This is a genomic window from Amycolatopsis sp. NPDC043889, from assembly GCF_056435645.1.
On the sequence record NZ_JBWKEC010000060.1, the window covers coordinates 1 to 17,643 of the forward strand.

General features: G+C 69.9%; 16 protein-coding genes. 11 read left to right on the forward strand and 5 right to left on the reverse strand.

Annotated elements, in window-relative coordinates; translation table 11 throughout:
- Positions 1-187: 187 nt before the first annotated feature.
- A complete protein-coding gene (locus AC0685_RS42910) occupies positions 188-751 on the forward strand; it encodes an ArsR/SmtB family transcription factor (protein WP_478230768.1) in 564 nt (187 codons plus the stop codon).
- Positions 748-1,992: an MFS transporter gene (locus AC0685_RS42915; protein WP_478230769.1), complete on the forward strand. Its 1,245-nt coding sequence runs from the start codon at positions 748-750 to the stop codon at positions 1,990-1,992. The genes AC0685_RS42910 and AC0685_RS42915 overlap by 4 nt, the downstream gene beginning before the upstream one ends.
- Positions 1,993-1,998: 6 nt before the next feature.
- Here the strand turns inward: AC0685_RS42915 and moeA are convergent, their stop codons facing one another.
- Positions 1,999-3,192: a molybdopterin molybdotransferase MoeA gene (moeA, locus tag AC0685_RS42920; RefSeq protein WP_478230770.1), complete on the reverse strand. Its 1,194-nt coding sequence runs from the start codon at positions 3,190-3,192 to the stop codon at positions 1,999-2,001.
- Between the two features lie 73 nt (positions 3,193-3,265).
- On the opposite strand from moeA, the gene AC0685_RS42925 reads away from it, so the two are divergent.
- The 5 genes from AC0685_RS42925 (at position 3,266) to groL (ending at position 8,280) form a co-directional block, all read left to right on the forward strand.
- Positions 3,266-3,943 (forward strand): TIGR00266 family protein, encoded by a 678-nt coding sequence (locus AC0685_RS42925; protein WP_034308282.1) that lies wholly within the window; start codon positions 3,266-3,268, stop codon positions 3,941-3,943.
- A gap of 4 nt (positions 3,944-3,947) precedes the next feature.
- On the forward strand, positions 3,948-4,571 hold the full coding sequence (locus tag AC0685_RS42930) for an AIM24 family protein (RefSeq protein WP_340686532.1): 624 nt from the start codon (positions 3,948-3,950) through the stop codon (positions 4,569-4,571).
- 114 nt (positions 4,572-4,685) lie between these two features.
- The gene (locus tag AC0685_RS42935) at positions 4,686-4,889 is read left to right on the forward strand and encodes a cold-shock protein (protein WP_076160121.1); all 204 of its coding nucleotides are present in this window, start codon (positions 4,686-4,688) and stop codon (positions 4,887-4,889) included.
- Positions 4,890-4,947: 58 nt separating this feature from the next.
- Positions 4,948-6,402, forward strand: a complete 1,455-nt coding sequence (locus AC0685_RS42940; RefSeq protein WP_478230771.1) for a serine/threonine-protein kinase — start codon at positions 4,948-4,950, stop codon at positions 6,400-6,402.
- Positions 6,403-6,651: 249 nt separating this feature from the next.
- Positions 6,652-8,280, forward strand: a complete 1,629-nt coding sequence (gene groL / locus AC0685_RS42945) for a chaperonin GroEL (protein WP_005164277.1) — start codon at positions 6,652-6,654, stop codon at positions 8,278-8,280.
- Positions 8,281-8,571: 291 nt separating this feature from the next.
- Here the strand turns inward: groL and AC0685_RS42950 are convergent, their stop codons facing one another.
- Entirely contained in the window at positions 8,572-8,796 is a 225-nt protein-coding gene (locus AC0685_RS42950; protein ID WP_007033414.1) for a PspC domain-containing protein, read from the reverse strand.
- Between the two features lie 127 nt (positions 8,797-8,923).
- Here AC0685_RS42950 and AC0685_RS42955 point away from each other — a divergent pair, with 127 nt between their 5' ends.
- From AC0685_RS42955 to AC0685_RS42965, 3 genes are all read left to right on the forward strand, one after another.
- Complete coding sequence (locus AC0685_RS42955) at positions 8,924-9,718, forward strand: transporter substrate-binding domain-containing protein (protein WP_478230772.1); 795 nt, start codon at positions 8,924-8,926, stop codon at positions 9,716-9,718.
- A 78-nt stretch (positions 9,719-9,796) separates the two neighbouring features.
- A complete protein-coding gene (locus AC0685_RS42960; protein WP_478230773.1) occupies positions 9,797-10,390 on the forward strand; it encodes a hypothetical protein in 594 nt (197 codons plus the stop codon).
- 157 nt (positions 10,391-10,547) lie between these two features.
- Complete coding sequence (locus AC0685_RS42965; RefSeq protein WP_478230774.1) at positions 10,548-11,456, forward strand: M23 family metallopeptidase; 909 nt, start codon at positions 10,548-10,550, stop codon at positions 11,454-11,456.
- A gap of 59 nt (positions 11,457-11,515) precedes the next feature.
- Here AC0685_RS42965 and AC0685_RS42970 read toward each other — a convergent pair whose 3' ends face one another.
- Positions 11,516-12,460: an o-succinylbenzoate synthase gene (locus AC0685_RS42970; RefSeq protein WP_478230775.1), complete on the reverse strand. Its 945-nt coding sequence runs from the start codon at positions 12,458-12,460 to the stop codon at positions 11,516-11,518.
- Between the two features lie 66 nt (positions 12,461-12,526).
- Here AC0685_RS42970 and AC0685_RS42975 point away from each other — a divergent pair, with 66 nt between their 5' ends.
- A complete protein-coding gene (locus AC0685_RS42975; RefSeq protein ID WP_478230776.1) occupies positions 12,527-15,340 on the forward strand; it encodes an AfsR/SARP family transcriptional regulator in 2,814 nt (937 codons plus the stop codon).
- A gap of 115 nt (positions 15,341-15,455) precedes the next feature.
- Here AC0685_RS42975 and AC0685_RS42980 read toward each other — a convergent pair whose 3' ends face one another.
- On the reverse strand, positions 15,456-16,271 hold the full coding sequence (locus AC0685_RS42980) for a DUF72 domain-containing protein (protein WP_478230777.1): 816 nt from the start codon (positions 16,269-16,271) through the stop codon (positions 15,456-15,458).
- Positions 16,272-16,323: 52 nt separating this feature from the next.
- Positions 16,324-17,079: a DUF4253 domain-containing protein gene (locus AC0685_RS42985; RefSeq protein ID WP_478230778.1), complete on the reverse strand. Its 756-nt coding sequence runs from the start codon at positions 17,077-17,079 to the stop codon at positions 16,324-16,326.
- Positions 17,080-17,643 lie beyond the last annotated feature (564 nt).

Below are 17,643 nucleotides of genomic sequence, written 5' to 3' on the forward strand. Positions count from 1 at the left end.
AAACCACGCCCGTGGGGGTGGCGGGGGTGACCGGGGGTGCCCCGGTGGCCCCCCCCCCCCCGGGGGGGTGGGGGGGGGGGGTTGGTTTCCCACCCCAACCCCCCCCCCACGACCACCCTGGCCCAGGTCCCACCGAACCCGCAATTACTCTTGTACAAGAAGTCTTGTGCAACTACTGTTGTGCGTCATGGCCGACCATGAGGTACATGAAGTCCACGATTCGAAGGTGCTCGCCGCGATGTCGCATCCGCTGCGGCGCCGCCTGCTCGACGTCCTCCGCCTCGACGGCCCGTGTACGGCGTCCGTGCTCGCCGAGCGGACCGGGCAAGCGGTCGGGAACGTCAGCCACCACCTGAAAGTGCTGGCAGCCAGCGATCTGGTCGAGGAAGCGCCGGAACTCGCCCGCGACCGCCGTGAGCGCTGGTGGCGCCGCGTCGGCTACGCGGTTTCCTGGTCGCCCTCGGACTTCCTCGACGACCCGGTCGCGGCCGCCGCCGAATCCCTCGCCCTCGAACGTCAGGTTTCCATGGCGCGCCAATGGTTCGCCGAACGCGAGAGCTATCCGGAGGAGTGGCATCGCGCCGCCTTCGCCACCGACAGCTGGGCGAAGATGTCGGTCGCCGAACTGGCCGAACTCGAACAGAAGGTCCACGAGCTGATCAAGTCCTACAGCGGCCGTGAGATCCCGGACGACGGCCAGGAACGCCGTCCCGTCTTCATCGCCACCCGCGCCGTCCCGGCCCGCCCGTGACCACCCGCGAACGCGGCGGATTGCTGCGCTCCAGGGATTTCCGCCTCCTGTGGACGGGCGAGACGACCAGTGTGCTCGGTAGTTCCATCGCCGTCGTCGCGCTGCCGCTCGTCGCGGTGGTCACCCTGCAGGCGAGCACGTTCGCGGTCGGGCTGCTGACCGCGGCCGCCTGGCTGCCGTGGCTGCTGATCGGCCTGCCCGCCGGCGCCTGGGTCGACAGACGGCCGAAGCGCCCCGTCATGCTGGTGTGCAACGGCATCTCGATGCTGGTGTTCCTGAGCGTCCCGGTCGCCGCCTGGTTCGGCCTGCTCACGATGACTCAGCTGATCGTCGTCGCCTTGGCGGGCGGCGTCGCGAAGGTGTTCTTCAACGTCGCGTACCGCGCGTACTTGCCTTCGCTGGTCGAGAAGGACCAACTCCAGGAAGCCAACGAAAAGCTGCAGGGCAGCGAATCCGCCGCGCAGATCGGCGGCCCCGGGCTGGCCGGTCTGCTGGCGCAGGGGTTCGGCGCCGTCGCGGGAGTGCTCGCCGACGCCATCAGCTTCGGGATCTCCGCACTGTGCCTGCGATCCATCCGCCATCGAGAGCCCGCACGTCCGGCGAAGACGCGTTCACGGCTGCGGGACGAGATCCGCGACGGCCTCGCCTTCGTCGTCCGAGACCCGTATTTGCGTGTCCTGGCGGTCTTCGGCGCGATCTCGAACGTCGCGCTCATGGGCTACCAGTCGATCGAGGTCGTCTTCCTCGTCCGCGACCTCGGCGTGGGAGCGGGCGCCGCCGGGCTCGTGCTCGCGCTCGTCGGCGCGGGCGGCGTCATCGGCGCCGCGCTGTCGGGCAAACTCGCCGCGCGGATCGGCACCGCCCGTGCCTTCGTGCTCTGCGAGGCCTTCGGGGCGCTGATGATGCTGCTCGGTCCGCTCGCGAACGGCGGCTGGGGGCTCGCCTTCTTCGTCGCCGCGGGGTTCTCGCTCAGCGCCGGGGTCGTCGGTTCGAACGTCCTCAACGCCACCTTCAAACAGCGGTATGTCCCGGCGGCGATGTTCGGCCGGGTCACCGCGAGCATGTCCGTGCTCAGCTTCGGGGCGATCGCGCTCGGCGGCCTGCTCGGCGGTGTCCTCGGCGAGACCGCCGGCGTCCGGCAGACGCTGGGCCTGATGGCCGGGCTCGAGGTCGTCGCCGTCTTCGCCCTGCTGTTCACGCCGATCGGCCGATGCCGCGACTTCCCGACGGATCGCCGTTAGCGGGCTTCAGAGCAGCAGGACGTCCACCTCGTCGCCCTGCTCGACCGAGTCCACGTCCTCCGGCAGCACGATCAGGCAGTTCGCCTGCGTGAACGACGCCAGCAGATGCGAGCCAGGCCCGCCGCGCGGGCCGACGATCCCGGTGACCTCGCCTTCGGAATGCGTGTAGAAGCCCCGCCGGAACTGGCGCCGTCCGGCGGGGGAGGTCATCGCCTCGGTCAGCCGGGCCCGCACCTGCTGCCGGTCGACGCCCGCGTGCCCCATCGCCGCGAGCAGAGCCGGCCGCAGGAACGCTTCGAAGGAGACCAGCACGCTCACCGGATTGCCCGGCAGCGTCACCACCGGCACGCCGTTCCAGCGCCCGCAGCCCTGCGGCCCGCCCGGCTGCATCGCGACCTTCCGGAACTCCACGCCCTGCCCGGTCAGCGCGTCCTTCACCACTTCGTACGCGCCCGCGCTGACCCCGCCCGAGGTCACCAGCAGATCCGCGTCCGCCAGCCGCGGCTCGATCGCCGAACGGAACTCGTCCACGTCGTCGGCCACACTGCGCACGACCTCGGCCTCGCAGCCGAGCGCGCGGATCGCCGACGCCAGCATGATGCTGTTCGACTCGTAGATCTGCCCGTGCCGCAAGGGTTCCGGCGCGTCGACGAGTTCGGTCCCGGTGGACACGACGAGCACCTTCACCGGCCTGAACACGGGAACCTCGGCGAGCCCGACGGCCGCCGCGAGGCCCAGTTGCGCCGGGCCGAGCACGGTCCCGGCCGGAAGCGCCACCGTGCCCTCGACGACGTCTTCGCCCCGGCGCCGGATATGCGCGCCCGGGACGGCTGTCCGGAGAATCCGGACGTCCGTCACACCGCCGTCCGTGTGCTCCACCATCACGACCGTGTCGGCGCCGGGCGGCAACGGGGCGCCGGTCATGATCCGGTGCGCGGTGCCCGGCTCCAGCTTCGTGATGTCGACCCGGCCGGCGGGGATGTCCTCGGCGACCGGCAGCGTCACCGGCGCTTCCGCGACGTCTTCGGCGCGGACGGCGTAACCGTCCATCGCCGAGTTGTCGAAAGGCGGCAGCGAAACCCCCGCGCGCACGTCCTCGGCGAGGACGAGCCCCGCGGCGGCGGCGAGCGGAAGGCGGATGACAGGGGCGTTTCCGAGCAGGCCGGTGACGGTCTCACGGTGGGCGTCGACGGAGATCACCGGACCATCCTCCTCGGTCGGGGGTCGCATGCAAGACTCTGCGCGTCACAACCACCACCGGGGAGAAGAAGACATGCAGGTTCAGATCCGTCACCAGCCCTCGTTCGCGGTGGCGAGGCTCATGCTCGCCCCGGGTGAGCCGGCGCAGGTCGAGTCGGGCGCGATGATGGCGACGAGCTATGGCGTGCAGGTCCAGTCCCAGGCGCAGGGCGGCATCATGAAGGGCCTCGGCCGCGCCTTCCTCTCCGGCGAGTCGTTCTTCATCTCCACCTACACCGCCCCGCAGAACGGCGGCTGGGTCGACGTCGCCGCGAACCTGCCGGGCGACATGCAGATCATCAACCTCGACGGCCGCACCGGCTGGTGCGTCACCCGCGGCTCGTGGCTCGCGTCGTCGCACGGCGTGCAGACCGAGACCAAATGGGGCGGGCTCAAGAACCTCGTCGGCGGCGAGGGCGGGTTCCTCACGCACGCGACCGGGCAGGGCCCGCTGGTCGTGGCCTGCTACGGCGCACTGGAGACGGTGACCCTGCAGCAGGGCGAGGTGATCACCATCGACACCGGGCACGTCGTCGCGTTCGCCGACACCCTGCAGTACCAGATCCGCAAGGTCGCCACCGGCGTCATCCAGTCGATGAAGAGCGGTGAAGGCCTCGTCTTCGACTTCGCCGGGCCCGGCCAGCTGCTCACCCAGACCCGCAACCCGTCGGCGCTGTCCGCCTGGGTGATCGCCCAGGTCCCCTCCCGCTGAGCGCATGCGGGTCCAGACGAGGCACACCCCGAACTTCGGGGTCGCACGAGTGCTGCTGTCCTCCGGCGAGGCCGTCCAGGCCGCCGGGGACACCATGCTGGCCAGCAGTTTCGGCATCACCGAAACCGTTCCCTCCCGCGGTGGTTCGCGGGCGGGCAAGGGCGCGCCGTCGGTGTTCAACGCGCCGGAGGGCGGCGGTTGGATCGACTTCGCGCCGCTGGCCGCAGGTGACGTCTACCCGCTGGAATTCACCGGCGGGGCGGGCTGGTGCGTGAGCCGGGACGCGATCCTCGCCCGGCCGGCGACCGTCCGGCACGATCCGGGCTGGGCGCCGCTGCAGACGCTCTTCGGGGCCGACTCCGGCTTCCTGGAGCACTACAGCGGAACCGGGCCGCTCGTTCTGGCCGCGCAGGGCCCGGTCGACGCCTTCGAACTCGCGGCGGGCGAACTGGTCACCGTCCGGCCGGACTTCCTGCTGGCCTACCCGGACACCGTGCAGTGCCGTCTCCGCGCGGTCGACCAGTCCGGCCCGCAGTCGGTCCGCACCGGCGAAGGGCTCGCACTGGACTTCGCGGGACCGGGACGCGTCCTCGTGCAAGCGCGCAATAGGCGGCTTTCCCGCGGATGACCTTCGGACGAATTGAGCATTGCCGACGCCGGTAATTCGGGTAGCGTGAACTGCACTCGAAACCGCCGGCCGGGGCAGAGAAGGCCGACGGATCCAGTGCTGAGGGAGTGCGCCGTGGCAGTCGGCACCGTCAAGTGGTTCAACTCGGAAAAGGGCTACGGATTCATCGAATCCACCGAAGGGCCCGATGTCTTCGTCCACTACTCGGCCATTCAGGCCGACGGATTCCGGACGCTCGACGAGGGTGATCGCGTGGAATTCGAAGTCCAGTCCGGCCGTGACGGGCGGAGTCAGGCGGCGGACGTACGCAAGGTCTAGCGGAGACTTCGGGCGAACCCCCGGCGGCCTCCGGAACTGGCGCGTTAGGCTGCGCTGCGTGACAGGCGATGAGTCGGGGGACCTGACCGGTCGCCGGCTGGGCAACTACCGCATCGACGGAGTGCTCGGCAAGGGCGGCATGAGCGTGACCTACAAGGCCACGGACGTGCGGCTCGGACGCAAGGTGGCACTGAAGGTCATCGGTGATCACCTCGGGGCCGACGCCGAGTTCCGCGAACGCTTCGTCGACGAGGCGCGGAACACGTCCGCGATCGACCATGCCAACGTCGTGCCCTTGTACGACTTCGGCGAGCTCGAAGGCATGCTCTACATCGCCATGCGGATGGTCGACGGCGGGGATCTCGCCGGACTGATCTCCGGCGGCCCGATCGCGCCCGCCCGCGCGCTGACCATGCTCGACCAGGTCGCCGACGCGCTCGACACCCTGCACAACCGGGGTCTCGTGCACCTCGACGTCAAACCGGCCAACGTCCTGGTCACCAGCAAGGAGACCTCGCGCGAGCACGTCTACGTCGCCGACTTCGGCCTGACCCGCCGCGGCGCCACCGGGCACCGGACGCGCGGCGGCGACTTCCTCGGCTCGCCCACGTACGCGGCCCCCGAGCATCTGCGCGGCGAGCCGCTCGACGGCCGCACCGACCAGTACGCGCTCACCTGCGTCCTCTACGCCTGCCTGACCGGCAGCCCGCCCTTCAAGGGCGACGTGCAGACGGTCATCAAGGGGCACCTGAACGGCGAGCCCCCGGCCATCTCGCGGATCGTCGGCCTGCCTGCCGGGATCGACGAGGTCGTCCGGAAGGGAATGGCGAAGAATCCCGCCGATCGCTACCCCAACTGTGTTGAGATGATCGCGGCCGCCAGGCGCGCGCTCGGCCCGCTCGCGACTTCGAACGAGCCTCCCGGCCCGCCCGGGGCCGCGGCGCCGGTCCAGCAGACCGCGCCGCAGCAGGCGCCACGGCAGAACACGCCGCCACAGGGAGAGGGGGGCCCCGTGCACCCGTACGGAGGACAGCAGCCCGGCTACGGCCAGCAGGGACCGGGACCGCAGGGTCCCCCGCCGCAAGGCCCGCCCCAGCAGGGCCCGCCGCCCGGCTATGGCCCGCCGCCGCAGCAGGGAGGCTTCCAGCAGGGTGGTTTCCAGCAGGGGCCGCCCCCGGGTTACGGCCCGCCGCCGCAGCAAGGCGGTTTCCAGCAGGGTGGTTTCCAGCAAGGGCCGCCGCCGGGTTACGGCCCGCCGCCGCAGCAGGGCGGTTTCCAGCAGCAGCCCAAGAAGAGCGGCGGCGCCAAGTGGATCTGGATCATCGTCGGCGCCCTCGTGGTCGCGGGCGCGATCGTGGCCGCGATCTTCATCTTCGGTGATTCGAGCGGCGGCAACGGCCCGCAGACCACCGCGCCGAACATCCCGGTCGGCCCCGGCGGCTCGCAGTCGCAGGCTCCCGGATCGTCGCTCAAGCCGCCGCCGTCGTCGATCTCCATCAAGCCGAGCACCTGATACCACCGCGCTGACCTGCGGTTCTTGCACTCTCCCCTGGAGAGTGCTAAACACGACATTGGCACTCGACGCCGTCGAGTGCCAGGCAGGGCGGTCACCAGACCGCTCGCCTGAAGGTCGGGACGGTGAGGCCGCACCCTTGATCGGGTGGGTCGTCCGTCGCGGGCACCGAGCCTGGCCGAGGAAGAGTCCTGCCGCCGCGCTGTAGTAGGCGTGCGGCGGCGCCCAATACCGGAGGACCACACCGCAATGGCCAAACTGATCGCGTTCGACGAGGACGCCCGCCGCGGTCTTGAGCGCGGCTTGAACACCCTCGCCGAAGCCGTCAAGGTGACCCTCGGCCCGCGGGGCCGGAACGTCGTGCTCGAAAAGAAGTGGGGCGCGCCGACGATCACCAACGACGGTGTCTCCATCGCCAAGGAGATCGAGCTCGAGGACCCGTGGGAGAAGATCGGGGCCGAGCTCGTCAAGGAAGTTGCCAAGAAGACCGACGACGTCGCGGGTGACGGCACCACCACCGCCACCGTGCTCGCCCAGGCTCTCGTCCGCGAGGGTCTGCGCAACGTCGCCGCCGGGGCCGACCCCATCAGCCTGAAGCGCGGCATCGAGGCGGCCGTCGAGGCCATCACCGAGCAGCTGCACAAGGCCGCCGTCCAGATCGAGACCAAGGAGCAGATCGCCGCCACCGCGTCGATCTCCGCCGCGGACCGCACCATCGGTGAGCTCATCGCCGAGGCGCTGGACAAGGTCGGCAAGGAAGGTGTCGTCACCGTCGAGGAGAGCAACACCTTCGGGCTCGAGCTCGAGCTCACCGAGGGTATGCGCTTCGACAAGGGCTACATCTCCGGTTACTTCGTGACCGACCCGGAGCGTCAGGAAGCCGAGCTCGAGGACCCGTACGTCCTCCTCTTCGGCTCCAAGATCTCCACCGTCAAGGACGTCCTGCCGCTGCTGGAGAAGGTCATCCAGTCCGGCAAGCCGCTGCTGATCATCGCCGAGGACGTCGAGGGCGAGGCCCTGGCCACCCTCATCGTCAACAAGATGCGCGGCACCTTCAAGTCCGTCGCCGTCAAGGCCCCGGGCTTCGGTGACCGCCGCAAGGCGATCCTGCAGGACATCGCGATCCTGACCGGTGGCCAGGTCATCTCCGAGGACGTCGGCCTCAAGCTGGAGAACGCGGACCTTTCCCTGCTGGGCAAGGCGCGCAAGGCCGTCATCACCAAGGACGAGACCACCATCGTCGAGGGTGCGGGCGACGCCGACCAGATCCAGGGTCGCGTCAACCAGATCCGCGCCGAGATCGACAACTCGGACTCGGACTACGACCGCGAGAAGCTCCAGGAGCGTCTGGCGAAGCTGGCCGGCGGCGTGGCCGTCATCAAGGCCGGTGCCGCCACCGAGGTCGAGCTGAAGGAGCGCAAGCACCGCATCGAGGACGCGGTGCGCAACGCCAAGGCCGCCGTCGAAGAGGGCATCGTCGCCGGTGGTGGCGTCGCTCTCATCCAGGCCGCCGAGGCCGCCTTCGCCGGTCTGAAGCTCGAGGGCGACGAGGCCACTGGTGCCAACATCGTCAAGGTCGCCGTCGAGGCGCCGCTCAAGCAGATCGCGATCAACGCCGGCCTCGAGGGCGGCGTCGTGGCGGAGAAGGTCAAGTCCCTCCCGCAGGGTCACGGCCTCAACGCCGCCACCGGTGTCTACGAGGACCTGCTCGCCGCCGGCGTGCCGGACCCCACGAAGGTCACCCGCTCCGCGCTGCAGAACGCCGCTTCCATCGCGGCGCTGTTCCTGACCACCGAAGCCGTCGTGGCGGACAAGCCGGAGAAGGCCTCGGCCGCTCCCGCCGACCCGTCCGGTGGCATGGGCGGCATGGACTTCTGAGTTCGAGCCTGTAGCACCACCGGAAAGCCCGGACGCGCCTCGCGCGTCCGGGCTTTTCCGTGTCCGGAGCCGGGACTCGCGTGATTGGACCCGGAACTCGCGTGCTTGGGGGCGGAACTCTCCATCCGGGCGTCATCCGGCTCCAAGCACGCGTGTTCCGCCTCTGGACACGCGTGTTCCGGCTTCAATCACGCGAGTTACGGTGAAAGGCCCGGGCATCCCCATGCCCGGGCCTCCCCTTGTCCCCCTGCCCCTCGGACGCCGTGCCCCCTGCGCGCGGCGTCCGCCCCGTCAGGATTCGCCCGGCTGTTCCGGAGTCAGGAGCCATGCGGCGGCGTAGAGCGGGATCGCGAATCCGGCGGTGAAGAAGACGCCTGCCACGAGGGCGATGCGCAGGATCGCGGCGTCGACGCCGAGGTAGGCGGCCCAGCCGCCGGCGACGCCCGCGAGCATCTTGTCGGTGCGGCTGCGGTAGAGCTTCTTGGTGGCCTGGGGGGTGTACACGCTGTTGGTCATGGGTCAATGTTCGCTCCGGAACGGCCCCCGGCACATCGGGGAACGGCCCCGAGCCGACCCTGGAATCCGACCCTGAGGGGCCGGAAACCGGGTGCGCCTCGGAGTCCAGGGTGTGGAAAATGCCTTGATGACGATCAAGGCGAAAGTACTCACGTTCGGGGTCGCGGTGCTGACCGTGCTGGGAATCGGCACGGCCAGTGCCGCGCCCGAAGGTCATGGCGCGCGGAGCAGGCTCGACGTCGTCCAGGCTCGCGGCGAGATCCGCGTGTGTTCGACGGGCGACTATCGCCCGTTCACCTATCGCGACGCGGCGGGCGCGTGGAGCGGGATCGACATCGACCTCGCGGGTGACCTCGCGAAGCGGCTCGGTGTCCGGCGCCAACTGGTCCAGACCACATGGAAGGCGATCGCCGACGACGTCGGGCGGAAATGCGATCTGGCGATGGGCGGGGTGTCGGTGACCTTGGACCGCGCGAAGAAGGGCTTCTACAGCGTTCCCTATCTCCGTGACGGCAAGACCCCGATCACCTTGTGCGAGAACGAAAAGCGGTTCCAGGCCCTGGAGCAGATCGACCAGCCGGGCGTCCGGGCGATCGTGAATCCGGGCGGTACCAACGAACAGTTCGCGGACGCCAACCTCAAGCGCGCGACCATCGTGCGGCATCCGGACAACAACACGATCTTCGCCGAGATCCTGGCGGGCCGGGCGGATCTGATGATCACCGACGCGACCGAAACCCGTTGGCAGGCAAAGCAGAATCCGCGGCTGTGCGCGGTGCATCCCGACGAACCGTTCACCTTCTCGGAGAAGGCGTATCTGTTGCCGCGCGACGTCGTGTTCAAGGAGTGGGCCGACCAGTGGCTGCATCTCGCGCTGAACGACGGCACCTACGCGCGGATCGCGAAACCCTGGCTCGGCTGAAATCGTTTTGAACCACTTCCGTTACCCGGCCGTATCCCTGGATGTGGGTGAGGAGGAACCAGACCGGAGGAAGCACCGATGATGAACAGTGCCGGGAAACACCGCAAGCGTGCGACGATCGGCATCGCGTCCGTTCTCGGGGTGGCCGCCATCGCCGCGGCGATGTTCGCGATCAGCACTCCGGACGGGCAGGCCGCGGAAAGCTGCCAGGGACTGGACACCGCCCTCCGAAACAACCTGAACTTCATCGCGGGACAGCAGGCAGATCCGGACGCGCAGTCCGGGGCGCGGATCGCGAACCGGCAGGCCGTCGTCGACCTCATCCAGCAGCGCCGCGAAGCCGCGGGATGCACCGAGGACGTCCAGGCCGACGGCGCGAAGCAGGAACAGGTCGTCGATCAGGAAGCAGAGGTGGCCGGGGAAGGCGAAGTCGTCTGCCAGGGCTCCACGGTGACGCTGTCCGGCGAGGGCGGCGCGCCCGCGGCGTCCAGCAGCCAGTTCCCGGCGGGCACCAAGCTGAAGGTGACGAACCTGGACAACGACAAGTCCACGACCGTCGAGGTCACGGGCGTTTCCGGTAGTTGCGCGCTGCTGAACAACGCGGCCTTCGAGCAAGTCCGGGAACCGGGGAAGTTCTTGATCCGCCGGGCCACCATCGAGCGGGTCGGCTGAGACACCCGCACCGGGGCGGGGAAGACGCGGACGGTCCCGGTGCGGAGGCGGCACGAGTCCTCCTGGTCCCCTCGGCCAGGAGGGCTCGTGGTCGTTTGTATCTCGCTTGTACGCCCTTTCGGGACGCTTCTCGCGAAACGCCGAGAAAGGACATCCGATGAGATTCAGACGAGTGGTCACGGCGGCCGCCACCGCCTTGCTGGGCATGGCCGGGCTGGCGATCACCGCGACGTCGGCCGAGGCCGCCGTCGGGCCGCGGCCCAACTTCCAGCTCCCGTTCCCCTGCAACCAGGTGTGGAACGGCGACAACGACAACAGCAGCGCGCACCGGGCCTACGAGATCGACTTCAACCGCGGCAGCTCCGCGGGGGCGGACCTCGGCGACACCGTGGTCGCGGCGGCGGCGGGCAAGGTCGTCATCTCGGCGCACCAGGGTTCGGACAACGGGTTCGGCAACCTGGTGAAGATCGACCACGGTGGGGGGTGGTCGACCTACTACGCGCACCTGAAGGTCCGCTCGGTCGCGCTCAACGCGCAGGTCGCGCAGGGGCAGAAGATCGGCGAGGTCGGCAACACCTCCAAGCCGGGCAACAACATCAGCCCGCACCTGCACTACGAGGTCCGTACCAACGACTCGTCGTGGCCGAGCAACATCAAGCCCGCGTACTTCAACGGCGTGAAGTTCGGCTACCCCAACGCCAACGTGACCTCGAAGAACACCTGCAGCGGTGGCGGGAATCCCAACCCGTACGACGCCGTCGAGGTGTGCGGCGACGGCTACAAGGTGATCAACTCGCGGGCGCTCGGCAGCGCCGCGACCGCATACCTGCTGTACAACGCCACGAACAAGAACAACTGCGTCACCACCATCAAGTCCACCTCGGTCGGCACGGGCAGCGCGGTTTCGGCCTTCCTCGAAGTCCAGGGTTCGGCGAGGAAGACCGACTCCGGCAGCTTCGAGTACTACGCGGGCCCCGTGAGTGCGGCCGCCGGCGCGAAGTGCGTCCGGTGGGGCGGCTCGGCGGGTTCCACCAGCTACGAATCGCCTTTCGAGCACTGCGGCTGATCTTCTCCCGAACGCCATGAAAGGTCCCTTCCTTGCAAATTTCGCGAGGAAGGGACCTTTCATGGCATCGGGAGGTGGGTGCGGACGCGGGTGAGGCGGGCTTCCCAGGCCGCCCGGACATCCGGGGCGGCGGCGTGGGCAGCGAACAGGTCGGGAACGGGAGCCTGAAGCGGCACCGGCAGCCGACCGTCCACAGGGGACAGCGAGTCGCCGCAGACATCTCCCGTCAGCAAGGACATCGTGCCCAGTCCGCAGGCGAAGTCCAAAGTGGGCAGTGCGCCCGCGAGCGCCAGCCCGGCGGCGAGACCGACGCTCGTCTCGACGGCGGACGACACCACGCAGGGCAGCCCGCACGCTTCGGCGACCTCCAGCGCGCGCCGGACCCCGCCCAGCGGCGCGACCTTCAGCACGGCGAGGTCGGCCGCTCCCGCCACGGCCACCTTGAGCGGGTCCTCGGCCCGGCGGATGGATTCGTCCGCGGCGATCCGCACGCCGACCCGGCGCCGGACGTCCGCGAGCTCCTCGATCGACGGGCACGGCTGCTCGACGTATTCGAGTCCGCCCGCCGCGCGGTCGAGTTCACCGATGGCCTTGACCGCGGTGTCCACGTCCCAGGCCATGTTCGCGTCGACGCGGAGCGCTCCCCGCGGGCCCAGCGCGGACCGCACCGCCTCCACCCGGGCGCAGTCCTCGGCGAGGCTCACCCGCGGGTCGGCGACCTTCACCTTCGCCGTGCGGCAGCCCGACGCGGACACGAGTTCGTACGCCTTGTCCGGGGACACCACCGGGACGGTCGCGTTCACCTCGACGCTCTCCCGCACCGGCGACGGCCAGCCGCGGTCGCTCGCCTCCAGCGCGGACGCCAGCCACGGCGCGCTCTCGACGTCGGAGTAGTCGGAGAACGGGCAGAATTCGCCCCAGCCGGCTTCGCCGCGGATCAGCAGTCCTTCACGGACGGTGATGCCGCGGAACCGCGTGCGCAGGGGGATCGCGTAGACGTCCATCGGCACCGATCATGCCACCGCGGGAATCACGTGCCGTTTGTCCCGGTTCCGGACAGAATGAGCGACGTGGCACTCGACTTTCGCGTGCTGGGGCCCACGGAGGTCACGGCGGACGGGCTGCCGGTGCCCTTGGGCGGCAGCAGGCCGCTCATCGTGCTGGCAGGCCTGTTGCTGCGCGCGAACACGGTGGTGCCGGTCGAGGAACTGGGCCGCTGGCTGTGGCCGGACGACCGGCGGCGGTCCAAAGGAGCACTGCAGACCTACATCCTGCGGGTCCGGCGCGCGCTCGGCGACGACGTCACCATCCGCACCGAACGCGGCGGCTACCTGCTCGAACTCGACGAGAAGCTGCTCGACCTCGCCCGGTTCCGGTCACTCGCCGCGGCCGGAACCGAGGCCGCGCGGAACGGTGACCTGCGCGGCGCCGCGGATCGTTTCGCCGCCGCGCTGGCCGAATGGCGTGGCCCGGCGTTGCAGAACGTCCACTCCGAAGCGCTGCTTCGGGACGAAGCCGACCAGTTGGGCGAAGAGCGGTTGCGCGTGCGCGAGCAGTGGGCCGACGCGCTCATCGCCATCGGCGATCACGTCACCGTCGTTCCCGAGCTGACCAGGTTGTGCCGCGAGAACCCGCTGCGCGAGCGGCTGCACGAACAGCTGATGATCGCGCTCTACCGCTCCGGCAGACAGGCCGAGGCGCTGAACGTCTACCGCCGGATCGGCGCGGTACTGGCCGAAGAACTCGGCCTCGACCCGGGCGCGTCGCTGCAGCGGGCGCACCAGGCCATCCTGACCGGCGAAGAGTCCGTCGAGACCACATTGGACTCCGAACTGACGCGGTACCGGCTCGGCGCCGAGCCGTTGATCCCGCGGCAGCTCCCCGCCGATCTCCGGGTGTTCTCCGGCCGCCAACGTGACCTCAAGGCGCTGCACGGCCTCGTCCCGGAGGCGCTGGACACCGAACGCTCGACGTCCATCGCGTCGATCGAGGGGATGGGCGGCATCGGCAAGACGACGCTCGCCGTCCATTTCGCGCACGAGGTCGGAGACCGCTTCCCCGGTGGGCAGGTGTACCTCAACCTGCGCGGCTACGGCCCCGGTGAGCCGGTCGAAGCCGCCGCCGCGCTCGAAACCATGCTCGTCTCCGTCGGTGTCCCCGCCGACCGGATCCCCTCCGACGTGGACGGGCGCGCGGCCACCTGGCGTACCTACAGCGCCGGCCGCCGGATGCTGATCCTGCTCGACAACGCGGGGAGCACCGAGCAGATCAGGCCGTTGCTGCCCGGCCCCGGCTGCCTGGTGCTGGTGACCAGCCGATGGCAGTTGCAGGCGCTCGTGGCGACCCACGGCGCGCGGCGCGTCGCGCTGGAGGAACTGCCGGACGAGGACGCGATCGCCCTCCTCGCGTCGACGATCGGGCTGGACCGGGTCGCCGAAGACCCCGAGGCCACCGAACGGTTCGTCCGGTACTGCGGCGGGCTGCCGCTGGCCATCCGGATCCTCGCGGTGCGGGCGGCGCAGTTCCCGGACCTCGGGTTGCGGGAGTTCGTCCGGCTGCTGGAAGCCGAACAGGACCGGCTGGGCTCGTTCGACCTCGCCGACGGCGACGAGACGAACATCCGGGCCGTCTTCTCGTACTCGTACCGCGCGCTCGACGAACGGGCCGCGCGGCTGCTGCGGCTGCTCGGCCTGCCCACCGGCGGCGACTTCAGCGTGCCCGCGGCCGCGGCGGTGGCCGGGGTCGACATCGTCGAAGCGCACGAGGATCTGGCGAAACTCGCGTCCGCGCACCTGATCGCGCGGTCCAGGCCCGGCCGGTACCAGTTCCACGACCTGATCCGCGCGTACGCGGCCGAGCTCTCGGCGAAGATCGACGGGCCCGAAGCGCGGACGGCGGTGCTGGACAGGCTGGTCCACGCATCCCTCGCTTCGGCGTTGAACGCTTCGAGGCTCCTGCGTCCGGAACGGCATTACCGGCTCGTCGAACCGGAGCGGTTCGACGGCGCCGGGCTGAGGTTCGGGCACTACGAGCAGGCGCTCGACTGGTTCGACGAGGAGGCGGGGAACCTCATCGCCGCGGTGAACGTCGCGTACCGGGAGCGGCGATACCGGGAGTGCTGGCAGCTGGCGTGGTTGCTGCAGTCGTACTTCATCGTGCGGGCGCGGCTGGAGGACTGGCGTTCGGTGTTCGGCGTGGCGCTCCGCGCCGCCCGCGACCTGGGGGACCGCTCCGGCGAGGCCGCCATCCTCAGCGGGCTCGGCGTGGCCTGCGGGGTCGCCCGCCAATACGACGACAGCATCGCCTACCTGAAGCAGGTCGTCGAACTGCAACGGCAGGTCGGGGACCGGCAAGGGGAGGCGCGGGCCCTCTACAACCTCACGCTGGCCAGCCAAGACCCGGAGACCGGGTGGGAATACGGGACGCGCGCGTTGCGGCTCATCCGGGAGAGCAACGTCGGTGCCGGCATGGAGGCCAGCGCGCTGCAGGCGCTCGGCGACATCTGTACCCAGGCCGGCCGCTTCGAACAGGCACTCGACTTCGCCGATCAGGCCTTGGCGCTGGAGGCGCACGCGCTCCCCGACGAAGCCCGCTTCACCCTGCACACCAAGGGGACCGCCCTGGTCGGGCTCGGCCGCGGCGACGAGGGCATCGCCTGCATGCGGCGCGCCGTCGAGATGTTCTTCGCCCACGGCGAGCTCTACGAGGCGGCCGACGTGCTGGCCCAGCTCGGCGGAATCCATCTGCGGCTCGGTGATCCCTCGTCGGCGCGGGAGTGCTGGCTGCGTTCGGTCCGGGTGCTGACCGAGCTCGCGCATCCCGACGCCGAGGACGTCCGGACGAAGCTGGCCTCGCTCGTGGGCGAAACGGCCAAGGCGGAGTGAGGCACGGGCGTCCGGCGTGCCGACCCCCAGCCGCAGCACGCGAGTACGCCCGTGCCCGCACACGTCACCTAACAGGACACCGCTCACTGCGCGCTGACTGTGCAGCGTGCGCGGGTCAAGCCAGCAGTTTCGCGAGGGTGATCGCGTTCTTCGGCGCCTCGACCTTGACGTCGTTGTCGAAGTAGACGTACGTGTCGCGGTCCCAGCCCTTGATCTTCCGGGCCCACTTCTCCAAGGCCTTGTCGCTGTACCCGCTGACGTACAGTTCCTCGTCGCCGTGCAGGCGGACGTACGCGAACTCGTCGCTCGTCATCTCGTCGACGAACGGGAACTTGCCCGCGGTGTCGGCGACCACGAGTGCGATGCCGTGTTTCCGGAACAGTGCGAGGCTTTCGGGCTCGGCGAAGCTCGGATGCCGTACTTCGACGGCGTGCCGGAGCTTCCGGCGAGGCTTCGGATCGGTGTGCGGCTCGGCCTTCAGCTTGTCGTCGTGCTCGCTCGCGAGTTCGGCGGCGGCGTGGCTGGTGCGCGGCAACAGCTTGAAGAACGCCTCGACGCGCTCGGCGTCGAACGCCAGCCGCGGCGGCAGCTGCCAGAGGATCGGTCCCAGCTTCCGGCCGAGCGCCAGCACGCCGGACGCGAAGAAGTTCGCCAGCGGCGTCTCGACGTCACGCAGTTGCTTCATATGCGTGATGAAGCGGCCACCTTTGACGGCGAAGACGAAGTCGTCCGGTGTCTCCTCGGCCCACGCCCGATACCGCTCGGGACGCTGCAGTGAGTAGAACGAGCCGTTGATCTCGGCCGAGTTCATCCGGGACGACAGGTATTCCAGCTCGCGCCGCTGCACCAGGCCACGGGGGTAGAAGTCCCCGCGCCACGGTGGGTAGCGCCAGCCCGAAGTGCCGATCCTCAGCTCCGTGACGTCGATCACCGCCTTCCCGTGCCGCCCAGATTCCCCCTCTCCGGCCGATGCAAACGCCCGCTCACGCCCACGAGAACCGCCAGCGGCGGGTCTGGACCAGGCTGGAGGCGAACTCGCGCAGATTGCCCGGCTGACCGGCGAACGAGGGCAGGCAGAACGCCCGGTGCTCGGCGGCGACGGTGAGCGCGCGGCCCTGGGTGCGCGGCGGCGCGGCCACCGACAGCTCCAGCGAATCGAAGCCCAGGACCGTGAGCGTCGCGCCGAAACGGTCTTCCCAGCTGCGCAGGACCGCGGACAGCTCGTGGACCTGATCGGTCGCCTTGATCATGCCCGTCCAGCCGAGGATCGCCGGGATGTCGGCGGGCCGCTCCGTCTGCACCAGCGCCAGCCGGTGCGGCCCGCGCGCGGCCAGGATCGACCCGGTGTTGCCCGCCTCGGCCAGCGGATCCGCCCGGCGCGCCGGACGACGGGCGAGCCCGGGGAACTTCGCGCCGAACGGACGCAGGCAGGCGCCGTCGCAGCACGACGTGTCCCACCAGCGGGCCAGCACCTCGGCCGGGTCCACCGAGGAGATCCGGTGATCGGCGGGGGCGAGCCTGCCGCGGTCGTCGATCCAGTCCTCGCCGTTGGCGGCGAAGCGCTGGTCGTGCGGGATCAGCACCGGCCACAGACCGGAGCGGTCGAACTCGGCGACGCAGCCGGTGTAGCGCTCCGGCCTGGCCAACGGCAGATCCGAAACCCAGATCCGGCCGTGCCACCGGCCGGGTGGCAGGGTCTGGACGGGCGGCGTACCCGGACGGAACGGTGCGATCGTCATCGGCTTCCCCTCGAACTGGTGTTCGGTCAACTCTACCCGAACACTAGTTCGAGGCACCGACAGTTTTCGATACCCCGTTTGCGGTATCTCGCGACGAGTGCCTCAGGCGCCCCTGATGTCACAGTGGCCACAGGGTTTGTCCACAGAGGACTTTCCGGGATGGCGAAGGTGCTGTTGCGAAAGCCACTTTCGCAACGCGTTCCTCGCAGGAGTCCGGTTCCGTGAAGGGCACCTTGAGCCCCAGCGGCACCAGCAGCGGCGCGGGAAGGGGGCCTTCACGCGGGCACCCGTGTGTGGCGGTCGACCGCGGAGGCCGGGCCGTGAAGGCCTCCTTGCCTACCCTGAAGGTAGTGAAGGCCTTCGCTACCTCCAGAGGAACCACGGCTTACAAGAGAGAAGCCCGGCGGTGGCGTGGTGGGCCCGGGTGGTCGTGGGGGGGGGGGGGGGGGTTTCGCCCCCCCCCCCCCCCCCCCCCCCCCCCGAAACAGACAGTTTGGAAGAGAGCGGGGACGCGGGGAAGGGTTAGGTTTCGTTCGCCCACTTTTGCCCATGCTTGGACCCACC